The 20,783-nt window shown below is 59.0% G+C and carries 18 protein-coding genes; 3 read left to right on the top strand and 15 right to left on the bottom strand.

The window, feature by feature from the left end; genetic code table 11:
- Positions 1-21 precede the first annotated feature (21 nt).
- The 9 genes from J3361_RS06575 to J3361_RS06535 all read right to left on the bottom strand — a co-directional run bounded on the left by J3361_RS06575 (position 22) and on the right by J3361_RS06535 (position 13,852).
- On the bottom strand, positions 22-2,556 hold the full coding sequence (locus tag J3361_RS06575; RefSeq protein ID WP_207963397.1) for a Tc toxin subunit A: 2,535 nt from the start codon (positions 2,554-2,556) through the stop codon (positions 22-24).
- A 240-nt stretch (positions 2,557-2,796) separates the two neighbouring features.
- Positions 2,797-4,716 carry a methyl-accepting chemotaxis protein gene (locus J3361_RS06570; protein WP_207963396.1) on the bottom strand — a complete coding sequence of 640 codons (1,920 nt, stop codon included), beginning with the start codon at positions 4,714-4,716 and terminating at the stop codon, positions 2,797-2,799.
- 298 nt (positions 4,717-5,014) lie between these two features.
- The gene (gene katG, locus J3361_RS06565) at positions 5,015-7,279 is read right to left on the bottom strand and encodes a catalase/peroxidase HPI (RefSeq protein WP_207963395.1); all 2,265 of its coding nucleotides are present in this window, start codon (positions 7,277-7,279) and stop codon (positions 5,015-5,017) included.
- 386 nt (positions 7,280-7,665) lie between these two features.
- A complete protein-coding gene (locus J3361_RS06560; protein ID WP_186650477.1) occupies positions 7,666-9,180 on the bottom strand; it encodes an ABC transporter substrate-binding protein in 1,515 nt (504 codons plus the stop codon).
- Positions 9,181-9,208: 28 nt separating this feature from the next.
- On the bottom strand, positions 9,209-10,180 hold the full coding sequence (locus tag J3361_RS06555; RefSeq protein ID WP_207963393.1) for an ABC transporter ATP-binding protein: 972 nt from the start codon (positions 10,178-10,180) through the stop codon (positions 9,209-9,211).
- Positions 10,177-11,163: an ABC transporter ATP-binding protein gene (locus J3361_RS06550; RefSeq protein ID WP_207963391.1), complete on the bottom strand. Its 987-nt coding sequence runs from the start codon at positions 11,161-11,163 to the stop codon at positions 10,177-10,179. The genes J3361_RS06555 and J3361_RS06550 overlap by 4 nt, the downstream gene beginning before the upstream one ends.
- Positions 11,160-12,017, bottom strand: a complete 858-nt coding sequence (locus J3361_RS06545) for an ABC transporter permease (RefSeq protein WP_207963389.1) — start codon at positions 12,015-12,017, stop codon at positions 11,160-11,162. The genes J3361_RS06550 and J3361_RS06545 overlap by 4 nt, the downstream gene beginning before the upstream one ends.
- On the bottom strand, positions 12,014-12,961 hold the full coding sequence (locus J3361_RS06540; RefSeq protein ID WP_207963387.1) for an ABC transporter permease: 948 nt from the start codon (positions 12,959-12,961) through the stop codon (positions 12,014-12,016). The genes J3361_RS06545 and J3361_RS06540 overlap by 4 nt, the downstream gene beginning before the upstream one ends.
- A gap of 3 nt (positions 12,962-12,964) precedes the next feature.
- Positions 12,965-13,852, bottom strand: a complete 888-nt coding sequence (locus J3361_RS06535; protein WP_207963385.1) for a proline iminopeptidase-family hydrolase — start codon at positions 13,850-13,852, stop codon at positions 12,965-12,967.
- A gap of 164 nt (positions 13,853-14,016) precedes the next feature.
- On the opposite strand from J3361_RS06535, the gene J3361_RS06530 reads away from it, so the two are divergent.
- The gene (locus J3361_RS06530; RefSeq protein ID WP_207963383.1) at positions 14,017-14,778 is read left to right on the top strand and encodes a LuxR family transcriptional regulator; all 762 of its coding nucleotides are present in this window, start codon (positions 14,017-14,019) and stop codon (positions 14,776-14,778) included.
- A 90-nt stretch (positions 14,779-14,868) separates the two neighbouring features.
- Positions 14,869-15,768 carry a proline iminopeptidase-family hydrolase gene (locus J3361_RS06525; RefSeq protein WP_207963381.1) on the top strand — a complete coding sequence of 300 codons (900 nt, stop codon included), beginning with the start codon at positions 14,869-14,871 and terminating at the stop codon, positions 15,766-15,768.
- 247 nt (positions 15,769-16,015) lie between these two features.
- On the opposite strand, the gene J3361_RS29445 is transcribed toward J3361_RS06525, so the two are convergent.
- The 3 genes from J3361_RS29445 to J3361_RS06510 all read right to left on the bottom strand — a co-directional run bounded on the left by J3361_RS29445 (position 16,016) and on the right by J3361_RS06510 (position 18,545).
- The gene (locus J3361_RS29445) at positions 16,016-16,441 is read right to left on the bottom strand and encodes a hypothetical protein (RefSeq protein ID WP_243458766.1); all 426 of its coding nucleotides are present in this window, start codon (positions 16,439-16,441) and stop codon (positions 16,016-16,018) included.
- Positions 16,442-16,856: 415 nt separating this feature from the next.
- A complete protein-coding gene (locus J3361_RS06515; protein ID WP_207963380.1) occupies positions 16,857-17,129 on the bottom strand; it encodes a hypothetical protein in 273 nt (90 codons plus the stop codon).
- Between the two features lie 669 nt (positions 17,130-17,798).
- Positions 17,799-18,545 carry an NAD(P)-binding domain-containing protein gene (locus J3361_RS06510; RefSeq protein ID WP_207963378.1) on the bottom strand — a complete coding sequence of 249 codons (747 nt, stop codon included), beginning with the start codon at positions 18,543-18,545 and terminating at the stop codon, positions 17,799-17,801.
- A 102-nt stretch (positions 18,546-18,647) separates the two neighbouring features.
- Here J3361_RS06510 and J3361_RS06505 point away from each other — a divergent pair, with 102 nt between their 5' ends.
- A complete protein-coding gene (locus J3361_RS06505) occupies positions 18,648-19,001 on the top strand; it encodes a helix-turn-helix domain-containing protein (protein ID WP_202894655.1) in 354 nt (117 codons plus the stop codon).
- 133 nt (positions 19,002-19,134) lie between these two features.
- Here J3361_RS06505 and J3361_RS06500 read toward each other — a convergent pair whose 3' ends face one another.
- The 3 genes from J3361_RS06500 to J3361_RS06490 form a co-directional block, all read right to left on the bottom strand.
- Positions 19,135-19,440 (bottom strand): HigA family addiction module antitoxin, encoded by a 306-nt coding sequence (locus tag J3361_RS06500; RefSeq protein WP_207963376.1) that lies wholly within the window; start codon positions 19,438-19,440, stop codon positions 19,135-19,137.
- Positions 19,441-19,448: 8 nt separating this feature from the next.
- The gene (locus J3361_RS06495; RefSeq protein WP_207963374.1) at positions 19,449-19,727 is read right to left on the bottom strand and encodes a type II toxin-antitoxin system RelE/ParE family toxin; all 279 of its coding nucleotides are present in this window, start codon (positions 19,725-19,727) and stop codon (positions 19,449-19,451) included.
- Between the two features lie 106 nt (positions 19,728-19,833).
- Positions 19,834-20,706 (bottom strand): LysR family transcriptional regulator, encoded by an 873-nt coding sequence (locus J3361_RS06490; protein WP_207963372.1) that lies wholly within the window; start codon positions 20,704-20,706, stop codon positions 19,834-19,836.
- Positions 20,707-20,783 lie beyond the last annotated feature (77 nt).

Genomic DNA, 20,783 nt, shown 5'->3' with positions numbered 1-20,783 from the left:
CTTGAATAAAAAATGTGCGCCTCAATGGCACGCAGCGATCAGGCCTTCACCGACGGCTTTCCAGTACTGCGTCGGGCTGCCGCTATTGAGTTCAGTAGCCTTGAGCAGCAGGCTTGCCGACAGGCCTGTACTCATGCAACACGCCTGGCAACGCATGACCCAATCCACGTCTTGCATCGTCATGGCGCGTTTCGATGTCAGCTTCGCTGTCAGGCAACTCACTTGCCCAGGGTTCCAGCCCAGCAGGTGAGCCAACAGGTGGTTGGCTGTCTCTGCCGAGTGTTGAGACGGGTCTTGATTGGCGAGTTGGAAGTAGTGCAGCAGGTTTTCTTCTGACTGCGCCTGATGTCTTGCGCAATGACTGAACCGTTCGAGTAGAAACAGTGTTTGGGGGGTAAGCGTTCCCGAACTGTCCGAGGCTAACCACTTGGGATGGTCCATCAACACCTGTAGCGTGCTGCTGCTCAGATGCAATTTTTGACAGGCTTCAGCGGTGCGAAGCACGTGGGTCAGCAATCCAGGTGTTTTGCCAACAGTTTCGGCGATCGCCTCGACAATTCCTGTGACATTCGTGTCGGCCATTTTCATCACGCTGGGAAGGTATTCGGCGGACAAGTCCGCCGTATCGTGCAGCAATGTTTCTACCAGGCGTTGATGGTCGCTGATGGATTTGGCGTGCTCCCGAAAGACGGCCAATCGATTTTCCAGGTTCTGGTTCAACGGCAAGTCATGCCCGGCATTGTCGAACCGGCGACACCATAGCAGCACATCGAGATTGTTTTGCTTGAGCCAGTCCACTGCCCAATCCATTGCCATCAGTACGTCGAGAATGTCGGGGTGCGTGGTATCCAGTGCTCCGGTCACTAACGCCCGACAGAACCTATCACCTCCCAATAGCTGGGCCAGCTCTGTGCACTCAAGCGGCGACAGCCCGAACATCCGTGCGATGCGGGCCTGGCGGTAGAGCGAGGAGATCGTCGGCAAATCCTGTTTCAGTGGCAGGTATTTTTTGGTCTGTTTCATCAGCAGTAGCAACGCGTCTTCGGTGATGGCGAGTCCCAGGCCCGCGCCGAGATAGCTGAGTGTCTTGAGGTCGGCTGTATCAAGGTTTGTCGCTTGCCCCCCCCACGCAGGGCTTTGGAGAAGACCGGTGCGATTGAATACCTGGTCGAACAACGAAACACGCTCTGCACTAGCGCGGGTCGGCATTTCGCTCATGAGCGAGGCAAATTCTTCTGGTGTGATGCCATGACGCCGCCTCATGTACTGATAGACCCCCAGCGCGCGCAAGGTATGGACGCTGAGTGTCATTGTGGCGTCGCCTTCCGAATGCATGACATTGACGAGTAGCGTATCCAGTTCGGCAAAGGGGATACCGGTCCATTGCTGCAATCGGACCATTCGCTGCATGCGGTCGAAACGTTCGTAGGACTTGTTACTGAACCCTTGTTGGGTCGTTTGGGTTTCAAGCTGTAGGGCGGGGTACGCGTAGGGGCCATTGATGTAACTAGCGTCCTGGCGGTTACGAGTCGAGGGCGGGCTGTTGGACGAGACATGAGGGCTGTACCGGCCATGCCCCAGTAGCTGCTTGACCTGCTCTGTCGTCAGCCCGGTGCGTTCTTTGAAGAATTCGAGGTCGCCCAGGCGCCCAACTTCTTCAGTGCCGTAGGATTTTTTCAGGACTTCGAAATCGGTTTGCGAAGCGAGGGGGGCGAGCAATATCTTCTGCTGCTGCGGACTGAGCCCTGAAAGCAGCTTTTGTGCCTCGCTGGGTGACTGCGAAACGTATCCGTACGTTGAACCGTCCTGGCAAAACGCAAGCTTGAGACTGATCTGGTAATTCACTTCGCCCAAGGTTGGTTTGCCTGAGCCCAACCCAAGCAGGCATTGCTGATGATGAAGGTCATAGGGCAATGAAAAGGGATAGTGTGCGCTGGCCAAGGCCTGATGGACCGTTGTGCCCTCATCGAGACTGGCCTCGATATTGCTGCGCAACGTGTCGTTGACGATGTTGAGCATCGGGCGTGGAACCATGGCACTTTGTGAGTCGAGCATCAGTGTGTCGAGATCCGCTCGACGTGATCCCAGGGCTATCTTGCGGCCATCTGTGGAGCTGTCTTCCAACTGTCTGGCAAACAGATACAGCGCACGCAGGTAGGCGACGGGCGAGTCGATCGCGGCGATGTCACCGTCCTTGCAGAATTGATCCCAGTTTTCCTGGAACAGCGCTTGATAGCTGATCGGCCCTGATGTTGGGTCTGAACCCAGGCTGCGTCGGACACGGGGCTTGGCGTCGCTGGAGGAGAGTTGATGCTCCAAGTACAAGCGACTGATCCTTCGGGCATGGCTCTGCGCGTTGTCATAGGACTGCTCGGCATTCACATCGCAGTACCTGGCGACTTCCTGGGCGAACTGCGCCTTGCTCATGCGCACGATATCGAACACCGATGTCACGCCCATTTGTGCGAGGGCGGTTTTCAAAGCGGTTTTTGTGGCGCCCTCACCATCGTGGGAGCCAACGAGCCTGTGCAACAGTAAGTTGTTGCTTACGTCCATGTGGGGCATCTCCTGTGCGAACGGAATGTGCTTGTTCAAGCGAAAACCGTACAGGAGCGGGCAAAGAAAAGCGGTAGGACTAGAGACGGGAGATTTGTACGAAAGAGCGATTCGTGGGTAGGGCTGCTGCTAATCCTGTGGAAGCGGAGTTGCTCGCGAAGGCGAGGTCAGCCAACTTCAATGTCGGCTGATCCGGCGCTTTCGCGAGCAGGCTCGCTCCCACAGTGGTGGAGCGAGTGTTTAGACGCGGAAGTGGCTGACCATCATCTGCAACTGATTACCCAACCGTGCCAGTTCCACACTGGAGGCGGCGGTTTCTTCGCTGGCGGCGGCGGTCTGTTCGGAGACGTCGCGCACGTTGATGATGCTGCGGCTGATCTCCTCGGCCACTGCGCTCTGCTGCTCGGCAGCGGCCGCGATCTGCTGGTTCATCGACTGGATGTTCGACACCGTGCGGGTGATGTTTTCCAGTGACACGCCGGCCTTGCGGGTCAGGGCCACGCTGCTGTCGGTGAGGCTGCGGCTGTTGTTCATCACTGCAGCCACTTGCTGGGTGCCGTTCTGCAGGCCGGCCACCAGGCCTTCGATTTCCTCGGTGGATTTCTGCGTGCGCTGGGCCAGGCCACGGACTTCGTCGGCCACCACGGCGAAACCACGCCCGGCTTCACCGGCCCGGGCCGCTTCGATCGCGGCGTTGAGCGCCAGCAGGTTGGTCTGCTCGGCCACGGCCTTGATCACGTCCATGACGGCGCCAATCTTGTCGCTTTCCTGTTGCAGCACGCTCATGGCGTCGGTGGAGCGCACCACTTCGCTGGCCAGGCGTTCGATCTGGGCGATGGCTTCGCTGACCACCTGATCGCCGGCGCGGGCTTCGCCATCGGCGGCGGCTGCGGCCTGGGAGGCCTCTTCGGCATTGCGCGCCACTTCCTGGACCGTGGCGGTCATCTCGTGCATGGCGGTCGCGACCTGGTCGGTCTCGACTTTCTGGCTGTTGACCCCGGCGCTGGTCTGCTCGGTCACGGCGGACAGTTCTTCGGCGGCGCTGGCGATCTGGGTCACGCCGTCGCGGATGCTGCTGATCAGGTCACGCAAGGTCACGCCCATGCGCGCGATGCCTTGTTGCAGCACACCCAGCTCGTCGCGGCGGGTGACGATGACGTTCTGCGACAGGTCGCCGCCGGCAATGCGTTCGACCACGGCCAGGGTTTCACGCAGCGGGCCGGTGATCTGGCGCGTGATGATCACGGCCGCGATGATGCCGACCAGCAATGCCAACAGAGTGCTGACCAGTTGCAGGGTGCGGGCCTGGGCACTTTCGGCGTCGCGACGGTCGAGCTGGATCTGGTACAGCTGCTCGCTCAACGTCACGATTGACGCGCCCTGTTCAGTCATTTCCTTGCGTGCCTGTACCGCGTCGGCGGTGGCCAGCTTGAAGGCCTGCACGGCGCTGCGGTATTGGGTCAGGGCGTTTTCCAGCTGACGCAGTTCATCCTGGCGGGTGCTGGAGAAACGTTCGTTCAGTGGCTTGAGCGAAGCGATGGCGGCGTCCAGTTGGGCGAGGGCCTTGCGTTCAGTGTCGGCGTTGCTGTTGGCGGTGTAGCCGCGCACTTCATAGCGGGCCAGCATGAAGGCCAGCTTGGCCTCCGTGATCGCCTGGAACTGGATGAAACGCTCATCGCCAAGGGCCATCTGGCGCACGTCGGCGTCGAGGGTCTCGATCAGTTTGAGGGCGACCTCGGCGTTCGTGCCCATGACATCGCGGGCGCTGTTGCCGGTGCGGTAGGCGCTGCGCATTTTGTTCAAGGACACCTGATAGGCGCCGATGACCGCGCTCTGCTCCTTGAGCAGCTTGACGTTTGCCGGGCTTTTGAAGCTGCTGAGCAAGGCATTCTGTTGCGCGACGAAACCATCGAGGGTGGTCTGCACATTTTGTGCGACGGTCTCGTCACCGTTGGCCAGCATGTATTGCAGGCGAACCACGCGCAGCTTGGTCAGGCCGGCGTTGAGCTGGGTGATGTCGCTCATCCAGTTACTGCGATCGATCAGCCCACCGAGGCTGGTCCAACTGGTCAGGGCCAGCAGGCAGGTCAGTACCAGCACCAGGCCGAAGCCCAGGCCCAATTTCATGTTGACGCTAATGTTGCCAAACCAGCTGTTCATCAATTCCTCCAGGAACGTTGTGCTGCTTGATCATCGGTACGCTGGAAGATTGTTGTTGTTAAGAGCCAGCAAAAACGTGTGCAGGCCTGTATCGGCCGCCGGTCCTGGATCTGAAAGTTTTTTTCCGGGTATTGGCGGGGCGCTGAACGCCAGGCAAAAAAAAGCCCGCTGGGAGCGCGGGCTAAAACCTTAGTTTCTTGAATGAGCGAGGCGACTGTACCCAATCACGCGGGGGCGTGGGGTGAAGAAAAGTTTATGTGGCCGGCGCCTTGCACGACCTCATGTCCTCGGACACTTTTCACCTGAGATCAAACCGATCCAGGTTCATCACCTTGACCCACGCCGCGATGAAGTCCTTGACGAACTGCTCTTGCGCATCCGCGCTGGCATAGACTTCGGCCAAGGCCCGTAGCTGGGCGTTGGAGCCGAAGACCAGGTCGACACGGCTGCCGGTCCATTTGACCTGGCCGGTCTTGCGGTCGCGGGCTTCGAAGGTTTCCTGGGTGTCGGAAAGGGGTTTCCATTCCACGCCCATGTCCAGCAGGTTGACAAAAAAGTCGTTGCTCAACGTCCCTGGCCGTTGGGTAAAGACACCGTGAGCGGTGTGGCCGACGTTGGTATCGAGTACCCGCAGACCGCCGATCAGCGCCGTCATTTGCGGGGCGCTGAGCGTCAGCAGTTGTGCCTTGTCGATCAGCAGCGCCTCGGCAGACACGCGGTACCGACCCTTGAGGTAGTTGCGAAAGCCATCGGCGATAGGCTCGAGAAAACCGAACGACTCCACGTCCGTCTGTTCCTGGCTGGCGTCCATGCGTCCCGGCGCGAACGGTACCGTCACGCTGAGCCCGGCATTCTTTGCCGCCTGTTCAATACCGGCGCTGCCGGCCAGCACGATCAGGTCCGCCAGGGAGATTTTCTTGCCGTCGGATTGAGCGGCGTTGAACGCGCTCCGGACCTTGTCGAGGATCGCCAGCACTTGGGCCAGTTGCTCAGGCTGGTTGACTGGCCAATCCTTCTGCGGGGCCAGGCATAGGCGGCCTCCATTGGCGCCGCCGCGTTTGTCGGAGCCGCGGAAGGTGGAGGCCGCGGTCCATGCCGTAGACACCAGCTGTGGAACCGTGAGACCCGAGGCCAACAGCTTGCCTTTCAGGGCGGCGACGTCGCTGTCGTCGACCAGCGGATGGTTGACCGCTGGAATAGGGTCTTGCCACAGCAGTTCTTCGTTGGGCAGTTCCGGGCCGAGGTAGCGTGAGAGCGGGCCCATGTCGCGGTGGATCAGCTTGAACCAGGCGCGGGCGAAGGCGTCGGACAACTGGTCCGGGTTGGCCAGGAAGCGCCGGGAGATTTTTTCGTAGATCGGGTCGAAGCGCAGTGCCAAGTCGGTGGTCAGCATCGTTGGGTTGCGCCGTTTGGCCGGGTCGTGGGCATCGGGAATGATCCCCGCGCCTGCACCGTTTTTCGGCGTCCATTGGTGCGCGCCGGCCGGGCTCTTGGTCAGTTCCCACTCGAAGCCGAACAGGTTCTCCAGGTAGTTGTTGCTCCAGCGGGTGGGCGTGGTGGTCCAGGTGACTTCCAGGCCACTGGTGATGGTGTCGGCGCCCTTGCCGGTGCCGAAGGTGCTCTTCCAGCCCAGGCCTTGGAGCTCCAGGCCGGCGGCTTCGGGCTCGGCACCGACGTTGTCCGCAGGTCCCGCGCCGTGGGTCTTGCCGAAGGCGTGGCCGCCGGCAATCAGTGCCACGGTTTCTTCGTCGTTCATCGCCATGCGGCCGAAGGTTTCGCGGATGTCCAGCCCGGCGGCGACCGGGTCCGGCTGGCCCTCGGGGCCCTCCGGGTTGACGTAGATCAGCCCCATCTGCACGGCGGCCAGCGGGTTTTCCAGATTGCGTCCGTCGTCAGTGCGGCTTTCTTCGTTGCCAGGCTCGGCGACCAATTGGCCTTCGCCGGGATCCTGCATGGCGGCTTTGTCGGGCTTGCCGTAGCGAACATCGCCCCCCAGCCATTTGTTTTCGGAGCCCCAGTAGACGTCTTCATCCGGCTCCCAGACATCGGCGCGGCCACCGGAAAAACCGTAGGTCTTGAAGCCCATGGACTCCAGCGCGACGTTACCGGTGAGGACGATCAGGTCGGCCCAGGAAATGTTGCGACCATACTTCTGCTTGATCGGCCACAGCAGCCGGCGTGCCTTGTCGAGGCTGACGTTGTCGGGCCAGCTGTTGAGCGGAGCAAAGCGCTGCTGGCCGGAGCCCGCGCCACCGCGACCGTCACCGGTGCGGTAGGTGCCTGCACTGTGCCAGGCCATGCGGACAAACAGCGGTCCGTAGTGACCGAAGTCCGCTGGCCACCAATCTTGCGAGTCGGTCATCAGTGCGTTGAGGTCTTGTTTCAAGGCCTGGAAATCCAGGCGCTTGAACGCTTGGGCATAGTTGAAATCCTCACCCATGGGGTCGGACAGCGAGGCGTGCTGGTGCAGGATCTTCAGATTCAGTCGGTTCGGCCACCAGTCGCGGTTCGTCGTGCCACCGCCAGCGGCGTGATTGAACGGGCATTTCGATTCGTTTGCCATGGGAAGCTACCTTTGGTCGTATTCATCCAGCTATCCAGCCCGGCCGGGCTTCGGATAGCGACAGGCGAAATAAATGACACAGGGCGCAGGGCTCACAGTTCGCTCAACTGATCGTGTGTGGCGACACGGCTACGTGCGCTGGTTGCCAGTGCAATGGCCCACGGCAAGCCCAATACGTTTCTGAACGCTTCGTATCTGTTGTCAGGTTTCACGGGCCGGATTGCACCAGCCTGAACTCAGGCTAGTCCCCCTTTGCCAGATAGCTAATAGGCGCAGTATTAACGGCCGATAGGGATAATCTTTTATCGAAGCCAAGCGGCAAGCCTCGACTCGTGGTCAAGGCGTTGCCACGGGCCCTATCCGACTCGGATGAGAGCCCCTACTCGCTAGCGCTTCACCGTTTCTTCAAGAGAGAAGCGTCCCAGTGGGTTTTGTTGGAAGTGCTCGATGTTCTTGCGCGAGATATTGATGTACGGGCTGTAGTAGAGATCGATCCAGTTGACGTCCTGCTTGGCGATCGCTTGAAGATCGGTGTACATCTGCTTGCGCTTGGTCGGGTCCACTTCTACCCGCGCGGCCGCGACCAGATCCTTGACCTTATCGTTCTTGTAGCGGGTCATGTAATTCATGTTGGTGTCGTGTCCCAGCACGAAGGTGGTCTTCTGGTCCGGGTCGAGGATGTCGTTGGTCCAGTACATCACGGACAGATCGTAATCGCCGTCGATCAGCATTTGCCAACTCTGGGTAGGATCGACTTTCTGCAAGGTGGCTGTCACGCCGACGGCTGCGAGCTGTTGCTGGACCAGCACGGCGATCTGCTCGTCGGCTTCATTGCCCGCATTGACCACATAGTTGAGCTTCAGGCCTGAGGCGCCTGCATCCGCCAGCATTTTCTTGGCTTTTTCCGGATCGTACGGGCGCTGCAGATTATCGGCGTTGTGATAAAGCGCGCCTTTAGGAATGTAGGAATAAGCCACCTGGCCATGACCGAACGTCACGGTATCGACCAGGGATTTTTTGTTGATCGCAAGGTCCAGGGCCTGGCGTACTTCAGGCTTGCCCAGCAGTCCGTGCTCATGGTTGATCAGCAGATGATCCTCACGGGTGGAGGGATCCATGTGTACGACCAGGTTGGGATCTTTTTTCAGGGTTTCGACGCGCGAGAAGGGCACGAAGATCGCCGAATCCAGTTCACCGGCCTGTACCTTCAACATCCGCGTATTGTCATCCGGGATGGAGATCCATTCCACGCCATCCAGGCTCACCTTGTCGGCTTGCCAGAAGTTGGGGTTCTTCTCCAGCACCACGCGATCACCGCGTAGCCACTCCTTGACGATAAAGGCGCCAGAGGCAACGGGGTCCTGGGCATAGGCTTCCTCACCCATTTTTTCCATGGCCTTTTGCGACAGGATGGAGACGTTGGGCAACGCCAGCTGCGCGAGGAAGGGCACTGAAGGGCTCGTGAGTGTCACCACCAGAGTCTGCGGGTCGGGTGCCTGGGCCTTGTCGATAATCTTGTAGGAGTCGCTCCACAGCGACCCTTTGTTGTCGCGAATGCGCAACAGACTGAACGCTGCATCGCTGGCGGTAATCGGTGAGCCGTCGGAGAACTTGGCCGAGCGCAGTTTGAAGGTGTAAGTCAGGCCATCGTCGGAAACCTGCCAGCTTTCGGCCAGCCCCGGCACCAGTTTGGTACCGGTGTTGTCGACGCGCACCAATACGTCGTAGACATTGGAGAACACCCAGTTATCACGATTCTGCGCGCTTTTGATCGGGTCGAACGTCGTACTTTCTTCACGGCAACCGATGGTCAGCACGCCTGCCGCCTGGGCGACACCGGCCGCCAGAGTGCAAACGGTCAACGTCGCGGCGGTCAGCAACTTCAAATGTTTCGATCGCATGGTCAAACTCCCTATTGATGAATGTTTTTTAGAGCAATGGCTCTCCGAGCACACAGCTATAACGATGTCCATTGATGTCATGGATGGGGGGCGGCGTTTTCGCGCAGATGGGTTGTGCATACCGGCAGCGCGGGTGAAAAGCGCAGCCGGATGGAAGGTTCAGTGGGCTGGGTGGCTCGCCAGGCAGGGGTTCGCTCAGCAACGGTCGAGTCGGATCGATGTGTGGAATGGACTGGATCAGCGCGACGGTATAAGGATGCCGCGGGCTGCTGAACACGGCATCCGTGGGGCCTTGCTCGACGATCTCGCCGAGGTACATCACGGCGACCCGATCACAGAGCCGCCGAACGATCGCGAGGTCGTGAGCGATGAACAGAATCGCCAGGTTCATGCGCTGTCGCAGCTCCAGCAGCAGGTTGATGATCTGTCCCTGGATGGAAACGTCCAGCGCGGCCACGCATTCATCGGCGATGATCAACCGTGGCTCGATGGCCAGTGCCCGAGCGATCCCCACACGTTGGCATTGACCACCACTCAACGAACCCGGCTTGCGGTGGGCCAGCTCCGGTCGCAGGCCAACCAGGTTCAGCAGTTCATCGACCCGCCGGCCAATCAGCGATGCAGGAATCGCACAGCGCACTCGCAGCACTTCAGCCAGGGTGTCGCCGATACTCATTCGCGGATTGAGGGCGGTGTAAGGATCCTGGAAAATCATCGCGGTTTCGTGGCGCAGCCGCTCGATGTCGATCCGCTTGCCTTGAGCCATATCCACGCCATCGAACAGGATTTGTCCGGCGCTGACCTCCGTGAGGCGCAAGATGGCCCGACCCAGGGTGCTCTTGCCGCTGCCCGACTCACCCACCAGCCCAAGCACTTCCCCGGTGGCCAGGCTCAGCGACACACCGTTGACGGCTTTCAACCATTGCCTGTTGATTCCGAACGGACCACTGCCAGGGGCGGCGAAGCGCACCTGTAGATCCTTCACGTGCAACAGGGTCATGACGAAACTCCCACCGGCAGCGGGTAATGGCAGGCCACTCGGTGTGCCTCTGTCGTGACTTGCATCTGTGGCAACAACTGCGTGCACTGGCTGCGCTGCTGAAGGCAGCGTGGGTTGAAGCGGCAACCGGTGGGCAGCGCATCCAGCAGAGGAGGCTGGCCGGCGATGGTTTTGAGCATGGCATGGCCGGCGCTGGTAGCCGGTTGGCAGTCGATCAGGGCCGCTGTATAGGGATGTCGTGGGTGAGTCAGCAGATCAAGCTTGTTGCCATGCTCGCAGAGCCGACCGGCATACATCACCGCGATGGAATCACAGGTCTGGGCGACGACACCCAGGTCGTGGGTAATCATGATGATCGATAGCCCACGTTGATCGCGCAAATCCAGGAGCAGGCGCAGGATCTGTGCCTGTACCGTGACATCCAGGGCGGTTGTCGGCTCATCGGCGATCAGCACCTGGGGGTTGCAACCTAAGGCCACGGCGATCATGGCGCGTTGACGCATGCCACCGGAAAACTCATGGGGATAACTGTCGACCCGCCTTAGCGGATCGGGAATGCCCACCTGGCGTAACACATCGATGGCCTTCGCCCGTGCTTCACGTTTGGACGCCCCCTGATGCAGGCGTATGCCCTCGCCGATCTGTTCGCCGATACGCATCAATGGGTCAAGATGGCTGCCGGGATTCTGAAAAATCATCCCCAGCCGCCGACCCCGTATGCCCCGCATGTCGGCTTCATCCAGCGACAGCAGATCCTCACCGGCGAGGCGCACGGCCTTGCCCTTGACCCGCAGGTTTGAAGAGGGTAGCAAGCGCATCAAGGCCCGGCACGCCATCGTCTTGCCTGAGCCGCTTTCACCCACCAGACCGAGGATTTCACCTTCGGCCAGGTCAAATGACACGCGATCCACCAGCGTGACTTCGCCCTCACCGTGGCCGGCGATCACGCTGAGGTCTTCGACGTGTAACACCGGTGTGCTCATGGGCGCTCTCCCAGGTGCTCGGCGACACCGTCGGCCAGCAGACTGAAACCCATGGCCAAGGTGACGATCGCCAGTCCCGGGAAGGTGCAGATCCACCAGGCATTGGTGATGAAACTCTGGCCCTCGGCGACCATCGTGCCCCACTCGGCGGTGGGTGGTTGAACCCCCAGGCCGAGGTAGCTGACCGCCGCCCCATTGAGCAGTACCAGCACCGCGTCGGACATGGAAAACACGATCGAACCGAACATGGCATTGGGCAACAGGTGCCGAAACAGAATGCGTCCATGACCGAAGCCCAGGCTTTTCGCCGCCAAGGCGAAATCGCTTTGCTTGAGCACCAGGATCTGCGAACGGATCAGCCGTGCATAGGACACCCAACCGACCAGGGCCATCGCAATATAAAAGCTGCCCAGGCCAGGGCCGAGGATGGCCATGATTGCCAACATCAGCACCAGGAAGGGGAAGGCCAGAATAATATCGATCAGGCGCATGCAGATCGTGTCGAACCGGCCACCGATATAGCCGGCCAAGGCGCCGACGCAAGTGCCGATCAAGAACGGGAAAACCACCCCGATCACGGAAATCTGCAAGTCGATGCGCGCGCCCCAGATCACTCGGGAAAGAACGTCGCGGCCGAAATTGTCCGTGCCGAACGGATGGGCCAGGCTCGGCCCCAGCAGGCGGATATCGGTGTTCTGGGCAATCGGATCGAAGGGCGCGACCCAGGGTGCGAAGAGTGCGAGCAACAGCCAGCCAAACAGAATCGCCAGGCCCAGCACGGTGGCCAGGCGCCGGTTGCGCAAGCCCAAACGCAGCGCAAGTCGCCAGGTGGGACTGAGGGCCTGGCCGCTCATCGCATGTTCACCCGCGGGTCGATCATCACGGTCAGCACATCGGCGAGGAAATTGACCGTGACGGTGGCGAGGGCCAGCACCATGGCCACGCCTTGGACCACCATGTAGTCGCGGGTAAAAATGCCGCGTACGAGCAATTGGCCGATGCCGGGAATGGCAAACAGACTTTCGATGACCACCGTGCCGCTGATCAACCAGCCGATGTTCACCGCCAGCAGGTTGACCGCCGGTACCAGGGAGTTGGGCAGCACATGGCGACGAAATATCGCCCGCTCGGACAAGCCCCGGGCTCGTGCGGCGGTGGCATGATCGGCGTGTAGCTCCATGAGCATGCTGGCGCGCAGATTGCGCACCAGCACGGCGGAGAGTGCCAAGGCAATGGTCAGGCACGGCAAAACCATGTGATGCAGTTTGTCCCACCCTGTACGTCCATAGCCTGAGACCGGGAACAGCCCCAACTGCACACTGAGCAGCAGGATCAACATGATGCCTAGCCAAAACGCCGGCATGCCAAGCCCTGCCGTGGTGAACAGGCGAATCAGGTGATCCTGCCAGCGACCCTTGTTGCGCGCCGCCACCGTTGCCAGCGGCACGGCAATCAGCAGCGCCAGCAGTACGCTGCCGAGCACCAGGAACAAGGTTGGCTCAATGCGGGTACTGATCAGCTTCAAGGCATCGACTTTGTAGAGCAGCGATTGGCCGAGATCGCCCTTGAACAGGTTCTTGAGAAAGTAGAAGTACTGCATCCACAAGGGCTGGTCCAGACCGTACTGGGCACGAATCCTGATCAGCGCCTCCGGCGTGCTGCGCGAGCCCAACAGGGCCCGGGCAGGGTCCCCGGGGATTGAGCGCACGAGCACAAAGGTGATCATGCTGATGCCAAACAGCACCGGCAATAGCTGTAGCGGGCGCGACAGTATGAAACGGTAGCGCGCCAGGTTCATGGGCTAGTTCCGATGGCGGAGCAGAAAATCCAGCAGGACTGGGAAATAGGCGTGGGGCTCTTCGTAGAACGGCATGTGGCTGCTGTTGGGGAACACATTCAGTTGTACATCCTTGAGCGCCATTTTCATGCGCATTGCACAGGCTGGCGTCAGTTCATCATGTTGACCGGTGGTGATCAGCACAGGCATTTCGAAGCCGGCCATCTGCTCGATGCGATTCCAGTCCTTGAGATTGCCGGTATAGAGAAATTCGTTGGGGCCCTGCATGGTCATGTAGGGCCCCATGTTCCAGTCGCCCAGGGAACGTGTCACCGGTGCTGGCCACTCGTCCAGACGGCAGACATGGCGATAGTTGAGCAGGGTGATGGCCGCCTGGTATTGCGGATGATCCAGGGTGCCCAAGGCTTCATGGCGCTGCATCATCGCGACGGTCTCACTGCCCAGGGCTGCCCGCAGACGTTCGAGCTCCAGGGACAGGTGAGGGATATCGCCGGCGGTATTTTCCAGGATCAGGGTTTTCAGCGCTTGGGGATGATGAATGGCGTACTCGATCGCCAGCCAGCCACCCCAGGAATGGCCCAGCAGGTGCACTTTGCCCAGGTCGAGGGTTTGGCGGACGGTCTCTACCTCCGCCACATAGCGCGTGATGTCCCACAGGGATTCGTCAGTAGGCCTGGCCGAGGCGCCGGTACCCAACTGATCGAAAGCGATGACTCGCAAGCCCTTTTCCTTGAGCCAGCCATGGCTGTCGCGCAGATAATCGCAAGGCAGTCCCGGGCCGCCATTGAGGCACAACAGCACTTCGTCGCCGTCGCCAAAGCCATAGGCCACCAGATGGTGACCATCGACTTCCACGTCGTACCGCTGGTCTGGCTCGATCTCACGCCACATCATTGCTCTCCTGCTCAGGTACCGCCCGTTGGCTAAACCTTACCGAGGAAGCTACGCGCCCATAAGCTAGCAATTCTTATAGGTTTGATCTGGCACTCCCTCGCTCAGGCGTGGCATTCTACTTGCACGATTTCAGGATTGAAATTAATAAGGGAGCTGAATGGATGCAGGCCAAGCTGTCTGACTTCAATACTCGTCTTTTGTCTGGCAGGAGCCTGGACGAACAGATGGACAATGCATTGGGGATGGTCCAGGCGTTAGGCTTTGACGCCTTGGTGTACGACTACAGTCCGGTGCCGCTGGATCATGAGGGGGCATTGATCACCCCGACCGTGCTGAAGTTGCGCAATACCCCCCGTGACTGGCATTCGCTCTGGTGTGAAGAAGGTTATTACCAGATCGACCCCGTCCAGCATCTGGCAATCAATGCCATATCTCCTTTTGTCTGGTCCTATCGACCGGAGGCAGACACGGTGCTGCAGCCGTTCATCGGCCAGAGTCATGCACCGGTCGTGAGCTACCTGCAGGATTCGCGCATGACCTGCGGCGTGACGGTGCCGATGCATTTGCCCAGAGGCGGCTTTGCGACACTGACCGGGCTGCGCGCCGATACGAAGGGGAGCACCCTGCCGGATGTCCGGCAAACCCTGGGTGACTTCAGCCTGATTTCCCATGCCCTGCAAGAGGCGGCTTTTCCGCTGCTCGGCAAGGAAGCCCGCGCATGCCCGGTTCGCCTGACCAAACGTGAGCGTGAGTGCTTGAGATTGGCCGCTGAAGGGTTGACGGCGGCGGACATCGCCAGGCAACTGAATCGTTCCTTGGCCACCATCACCCTCCACCTGACGTCTGCAATGCACAAGCTCGGCGCCAGGAATCGGGTCCAGGCCGTGGTCAGGGCGGTGCATTATCGGTTGCTCGATAGCTGAAATCGGGCAAAAACCTATCTGTTTCTCTAGTTATTCCGCCGGCCAGTCCCCGGTATCGTGTGTCGCAGGATTCCTAGGGAGCGGCACGAAATGGATTTTCCCGTAACGCACGAAGGCTTTGCGCCTTTTGGTCCGTATCAAACCTGGTATCGCATCACTGGCGACCTCAGCAGTGGCCGTACGCCGCTGCTGATCCTGCATGGCGGCCCGGGCTGTACACACGATTATGTCGATGCCTTCAAGGATATTGCCAACAGTGGCTATCCGGTGATTCATTACGACCAACTGGGCAATGGGCGTTCCACCCATCTTCCGGAAAAAGACCCCTCGTTCTGGAACGTGGCGCTCTTTCTTGATGAGTTGGAGAGCCTGTTGGATCATCTGGGCATTCGCGACAATTACGCACTGTTGGGGCAATCCTGGGGCGGCATGTTGGCCAGCGAACATGCGGTGCTCCAGCCGGCGGGCTTGCGCGGGTTGATCATCGCCAACTCCCCGGCGGACATGTCCACCTGGCTCCTTGAAGTCAATCGCTTGCGCCAGCTTCTACCCATTGAGGTGCAGCAAACACTGCTCAAGCACGAGCGAGCTGGAACCTTGACCTCTGCCGAGTATTTTGAGGCCGCTCGGGTTTTCTACGACCGCCATGTCTGCCGTGTCACGCCCTGGCCCGATGACGTCGCCCGTACCTTTGCCCAGATCGATGCCGATCCTACTGTTTATCACGCCATGAATGGCCCCACCGAATTCCATGTGATCGGCAGCATGAAGGACTGGTCCATCACCGATCGCTTGTCTCGGATCAAGGTGCTGACCCTGCTGATTTCAGGCCGATACGATGAAGCGACGCCATTGGTGGTCAAACCCTATGTGGATCATGTTCCCGACATTCGCTGGGCGTTGTTCGAACACTCCAGCCATATGCCCCATATCGAGGAGCGGATGGCTTGCATGGGGACTGTGGTGAGTTTCCTGGATGAGTGTTTGTAGGCGCAAATACTGTTCCTTTTTGACGGCGTCTGTTGTCGTCATGCTGCGTTGCCGCTCCTCGCCATAGCGGGCTATGACTCGTCGCGGCGCCTTGCCTGACGACAACAGCCATTCGCCAAAAAAGAAACGTATTTGCAAAACAGGACACTAGCGCTGGTGACTCTCACGGAGCGTGACACGGGCGACCTTGTCGTTGCCCGTTTCCAATTTTCGGCCGCCTGAGCCCGCAGTCGTCAGTGAACATCCATCAGTGGCCATGGCGCGACTTCCAGGACATGAACTCCGATGGTCGTAACCCGTAGCGTGCGAGCACCCCTTCGTGCAGTCGACGGAGTTCTTCGACGATCAGTGCTTGCACCTCCGGCTGTTCTCTTTCTGAAACATATTCCGCTACCGAGCGTTGAATACAGAGCAACGGGTCAAGCTCTGGGTGAGTGACGATTTCCCGAATGGTCTTCTTGATGAGGTCTCGCCATGCCAGGCGTAAAGGGTCCGGTTCCGCAAGGTCTTGCTTGATTGCCAGATATTCCCGTGTTGAGCGTTCGTAGGCCCAGATGTACAGGTCGCGAAGCAGCTCTACCCGGGTCATTTCGTACACACCCAATGTGGCTCGGCTGTAGGCCTGCTCCGGTACATCCAGAAAGGTCAGCGGACAAAAGTTGGCACGGAACAAGGGGAGATTCGCTGCCAGTCGGGAGGTGCGTTTATTGATGTCGGCAAAAGGCTGAAAATAGGGCAGGTGTGGGTCTCAGCCGGGTGTCCTATTGCGAAATAACGCCGTGCCCTGCCTTTTCCCTGTGCAGTGATTTGGCTGCTTTCGGCCAGGTTTGCAAGGATGCGCTGCGCCGTTCGCCGGGAAATTTCAAGGTGCCAGGCCAAGAGCTCTGAGAGGCTCGCCCACTCCTGGATGCCAGGATACTGTTATATGTCGGTGGTCGAAGGCATGAGTGTGTTGGCGCTGTTTGAGAAGATTTTGGCGCGATTGTGGCGCAGTTCTTGACGAACTGCGCCACAGCTCATCGGAGTAGATAGATGTAGTCGCTCCCGACGGTGGGGGCTACGTTATGGCCATAGGCGCCCGTCATCACTTACTCCGCCGCCTGCGCCCGCAATCGTCTGCCAATCACATCCATCACATCACACCCGTCGCGCAACGCGATCGTCAGCATTTTGCAAAAATCGGAAAGCACCAGCGTGTCGGAACTGACCTCCGAACGGAACGCGATGTTTTCCAGCAGTTGGGTCACGGTGCGGATGCGGTAGTCAGCGGTTTCGAAGAGGACATCAAGCGGGGCTTCGGTGTCGATCAGCAGGGTGGCGGGGGTGCAGTCGATGCCGGTGATGGGCATGTATCGATTCATTGGTAGGACCTCATTCAGTTGAAAGGAGCTACCTCGTTGTCGGGTCGCCAAACCCGAGTCGCCATTGAGGCGACGAGGAACTATAGGCCGCTCCGCTCAAGCACCACAAGACGCCGCTTTCCGAGCTTGATGTAGGAGCTTTGGCCTTATAGCGACTGCATTTCCCTACATTTGGTTTACAGATATCAACGAGTTTGAGCCAGCCGTCCATTCGACGCATCGTCACGGCTAGAGAGAGAACTGTGGCGAGGGAGTCCCCGCCGCGTCGCCGACGCTGCGCTGTCGCGCAGGGAACAAGGCTCTGTGGCGAGGGGATTTATCCCCGCTGGGGCGCGAAGCGGCCCCAACCCAGGCAACTCGGTGTGCCAGTAAGATCAAGGTCGTTGCTCTTGGGGCTGCTGCGCAGCCCAGCGGGGATAAATCCCCTCGCCACACGGGAGTACCGGTCCACCTGAGTCACATAGCAGCTTGTTGAAAGTATTTTAAAAACATGGAGTTGTAATTTGTTCCATGAGAGCTTGCTCCCGCTCGGTTGCGCAGCGACCGCAAAATCTTGGAGCCGCTTCGCCCGAAGCGTCGGACCGGCCCAGCGGGAGCAAGCTCCCTCGCCACGGTTTGTGTGTTTGCCCGCGTATCCACTTAACTGACAGGCATTAGCCTAGGGCTGCGTCAATCCAGTGCGTTGAAGGAGCGGTTCATGGCGACAATATCGGCATGGCTAGGGTTGGGCCCGAGCCGCTCAAAGTGTTTAGGAAACTCCTCTCGCTTCGCAGCGGCTTGCCCTTTGGACGCGGCCAATAGTGCGTCGCGCAGAGTCTCGGCGTCGTAGTCACAGCAATAGCCTGGCGTACAAGGTTGTTGTCTCCAGGACTCTTCCAGGGAACCTCCGTCGACCGGATCAAAGCCCGCTTGGTTGACCAGGGACATCACCGTTTCCTTCGCCTCGGGATCGTCGCCGGCCACTGCTGCTGCCAAGCGACCTGGAGTGCCTTGGGCACTGCCCAACTCCGCCAAGGTATAGGCCAGAATATTGTTAAAGGCCTTGATGACAGGTCGCCCAATCTGCTTCGAAACCCAAACGCTTTCCGTCATCCCTTGATCAATTTCAGAAATGTTGGGGTCACGTAAACCAGGGTAGTAATTACTCGTGTCCACCACCGGGACGCTGTCTGGTACAGCGGCAAACAGATCAGCGGGCAGCGCGCTCAACGCCGGTAGCGGTATGGATAGCACGATCACATCCGCGCCATCGACTGCGCCGCGAATGTCCACCGGTTTGGCTCCAATCTCTTCGGCGAATGCGCGAACGCCGTTGATGCCTCGAGAGTTCGCAACACGTATGTCGTGACCGGCTGCCTTGAATTTGCGAGCGAGGGTGCCTCCGATGTTACCGGTTCCGATGATGCCGATTTTCATGGCTAAGCCTCCTGAGTCATTTGTCTTGCACCGATTCTAGGAGGCTGGTGTGATAATGGTAAGTACCTACCAAAAGGTGTGTAACTCACCATCGAGGAAGAAATGGAACGGGAATGGGATTGCGGCGATCCGCAAAATCGTCGGAAATGGGCCGAGGCAACCACCGAAACGCTTCGCGTACTGGAAGGGAAGTGGAAGATCATTATCTTGTGCCAGCTTTTCGCGGCGAAGGGCGCGCTGCGTTTCTCGGATCTGGAGAAGTTGATAGAAGGGATCAACCAGAAGATGCTGATCCAACAGCTAAAACAGTTGGAAAAGGACGGCATTGTGCAGCGGACCGTGTACCCACAAGTGCCACCTAAAGTGGAGTACAAGCTCACGCCCATGGGGCATGCACTGGGGCCGTCGATCCAGGCGTTGATCGAATGGGCAGAGATGAGGCGCGATCACACCTGACATGACCGTCGAGGCGCAATGGCCCGACGCCTGCTGAGCCGTCTGTTTATGTTTCGTCGCATTAGGGGGAACCCAATTCTCCAAGCACAAAAAAAGGCACTTGCGATAATCACTAAATGCCTTTTTGTAAACGCTATGCGCAGTGAGGAATTCTCTCTACTTCTTTATAAATTTGCTCCCCTTTTGCAATTTCGGCTGTACGTAAATCATACGCAGTCTGCAAACTCAGCCAAAACTGCGCCGACGTGTCCAATGCAGCTGCCAGGCGCAAAGCCACATCCGCACTGACGCTACGGCGCATCAATACGATGTCATTTACGGTGGGGGCAGACACGTGCAAAGCCCTTGCAAGCGCAGCAGCCGTCAGGCCAAGCGGTTCCAGGTACTCTTCCTTGAGAATTTCTCCAGGGTGTACGGGCCTCATGCCATTCTTAAACATGACTCACCTCAGTGATAATCTACGATTTCTACGTTTTCGGGGCCGTTGGCGCCCCAGACAAAACAGATGCGGTACTGACCGTTGATCCGGATACTGTGTTGGCCTTCCCTGTCGCCGTACAACTGCTCCAGCCTGTTTCCAGGCGGTGAGCGCAGATCGTTGAGATCGACTGCCGCATCGAGCATGCCGAGCTTACGCTCCACCACTGAAAGGATGGCTGACCAGTGTCGGGTTCTGCCTGTTTCAAAAAGGGTTTGGGTATCGGCGCATCTGAAGCTTCTGATCATCGCTTAATGCTTAATGCTTAACGTTATTCGTTAAGGCGAGTCTACATCGTTTGCTGAGATACTCAACCGCTTGCTGGAGCCTTATGTCGCAGAGACGTTTTCAGCACTACCTCAACTTCGCCCAAAACTCCTCCGCCGATTGGCTAATGGCACCCGTTGGGCGAGTGAGGTGAATGTCCAACGGAATATCCCAGCTTTCATCGAGCGCCCGCACAAGACGTCCGTCGGCGACTTCCTGTTCGGTCAGGCTTCTTGGCAGCCAGGCCACCCCTTTGTTTTCCAGCGCCATGGACATGAGCACCGCTGCGAGGTGGCTGCTGAACAGCGGCTTGAGGTGCAGGAACTCTTCCTTGCCCTGAAGTCGATGAGCGACGATGCGACCCAGACCGGACTCCTGGGTGTACGCCAAATAGGGCAGCGATGCGGGCGCATTTGCGAAGTTGGCAGAAGCGCTCGCCAGCGGAACGAGCACATCCTCGCCCACTTTTTTGCCGATGAACTGATCAGGGGCCAACAGCGGTGGAACATCCGGATGACGATGGCAAAGCAGGAACTGCACGTGGCCTTGAATCAGCATTTGCTCACAGGCCGCCATGCTATCGGAATGCAGTCGTACCGCCTCGATGGGGGCACCGTTTTCCGTGCTTCGCAGCCATCTTGGGAAAAACGTGAACGACAGCGAATGGGTGGCCGCGAATTGCAGCGTCTTGATCGCCATGCCCGCCACTTCCTGGGCTTCGCTGCGCATTCGGTACAAGCGCCTGGCCGTCTCTTGGGCACTTGGCAAAATCTGCTTCCCCGCCTCGGTCAGCGTGGCGCCTTGTGGCGTGCGAACGAACAGTTCGACACCCATCCAATTTTCCAATGCGCGGACTCTGCGACTGAAGGCCGGTTGGGTCACGTGGCGTGCTTCAGCGGCACGTACAAAGCTGCCGTACTCAGCCAACGCCGAAAAATCTTCTAGCCAAACGAGTTCCAAGGGCAATGCCTCCTGTGCATGGGGCGCGGCATTATTAGCATTGGGCGGGTGTCATCGCAAAGCATAACGTGGGGTCA

The organism is Pseudomonas sp. OA65, from assembly GCF_017498305.1.
GTDB lineage: Bacteria > Pseudomonadota > Gammaproteobacteria > Pseudomonadales > Pseudomonadaceae > Aquipseudomonas > Aquipseudomonas zanjanensis.
The sequence above is the reverse complement of the archived record's forward strand: the minus strand, read 5'-3'. Positions and strand labels throughout refer to the sequence as shown.

Excerpts from the sequence above, each read along its gene's own strand:
- J3361_RS06575 (WP_207963397.1), bottom strand. The coding sequence starts at position 2,556 with ATGGACGTAAGCAACAACTTACTGTTGCACAGGCTCGTTGGCTCCCAC.
- J3361_RS06570 (WP_207963396.1), bottom strand. The coding sequence starts at position 4,716 with ATGAACAGCTGGTTTGGCAACATTAGCGTCAACATGAAATTGGGCCTG.
- katG (WP_207963395.1), bottom strand. The coding sequence starts at position 7,279 with ATGGCAAACGAATCGAAATGCCCGTTCAATCACGCCGCTGGCGGTGGC.
- J3361_RS06560 (WP_186650477.1), bottom strand. The coding sequence starts at position 9,180 with ATGCGATCGAAACATTTGAAGTTGCTGACCGCCGCGACGTTGACCGTT.
- J3361_RS06555 (WP_207963393.1), bottom strand. The coding sequence starts at position 10,180 with ATGACCCTGTTGCACGTGAAGGATCTACAGGTGCGCTTCGCCGCCCCT.
- J3361_RS06550 (WP_207963391.1), bottom strand. The coding sequence starts at position 11,163 with ATGAGCACACCGGTGTTACACGTCGAAGACCTCAGCGTGATCGCCGGC.
- J3361_RS06545 (WP_207963389.1), bottom strand. The coding sequence starts at position 12,017 with ATGAGCGGCCAGGCCCTCAGTCCCACCTGGCGACTTGCGCTGCGTTTG.
- J3361_RS06540 (WP_207963387.1), bottom strand. The coding sequence starts at position 12,961 with ATGAACCTGGCGCGCTACCGTTTCATACTGTCGCGCCCGCTACAGCTA.
- J3361_RS06535 (WP_207963385.1), bottom strand. The coding sequence starts at position 13,852 with ATGTGGCGTGAGATCGAGCCAGACCAGCGGTACGACGTGGAAGTCGAT.
- J3361_RS06530 (WP_207963383.1), top strand. The coding sequence starts at position 14,017 with ATGCAGGCCAAGCTGTCTGACTTCAATACTCGTCTTTTGTCTGGCAGG.
- J3361_RS06525 (WP_207963381.1), top strand. The coding sequence starts at position 14,869 with ATGGATTTTCCCGTAACGCACGAAGGCTTTGCGCCTTTTGGTCCGTAT.
- J3361_RS06515 (WP_207963380.1), bottom strand. The coding sequence starts at position 17,129 with ATGAATCGATACATGCCCATCACCGGCATCGACTGCACCCCCGCCACC.
- J3361_RS06510 (WP_207963378.1), bottom strand. The coding sequence starts at position 18,545 with ATGAAAATCGGCATCATCGGAACCGGTAACATCGGAGGCACCCTCGCT.
- J3361_RS06505 (WP_202894655.1), top strand. The coding sequence starts at position 18,648 with ATGGAACGGGAATGGGATTGCGGCGATCCGCAAAATCGTCGGAAATGG.
- J3361_RS06500 (WP_207963376.1), bottom strand. The coding sequence starts at position 19,440 with ATGTTTAAGAATGGCATGAGGCCCGTACACCCTGGAGAAATTCTCAAG.
- J3361_RS06495 (WP_207963374.1), bottom strand. The coding sequence starts at position 19,727 with ATGATCAGAAGCTTCAGATGCGCCGATACCCAAACCCTTTTTGAAACA.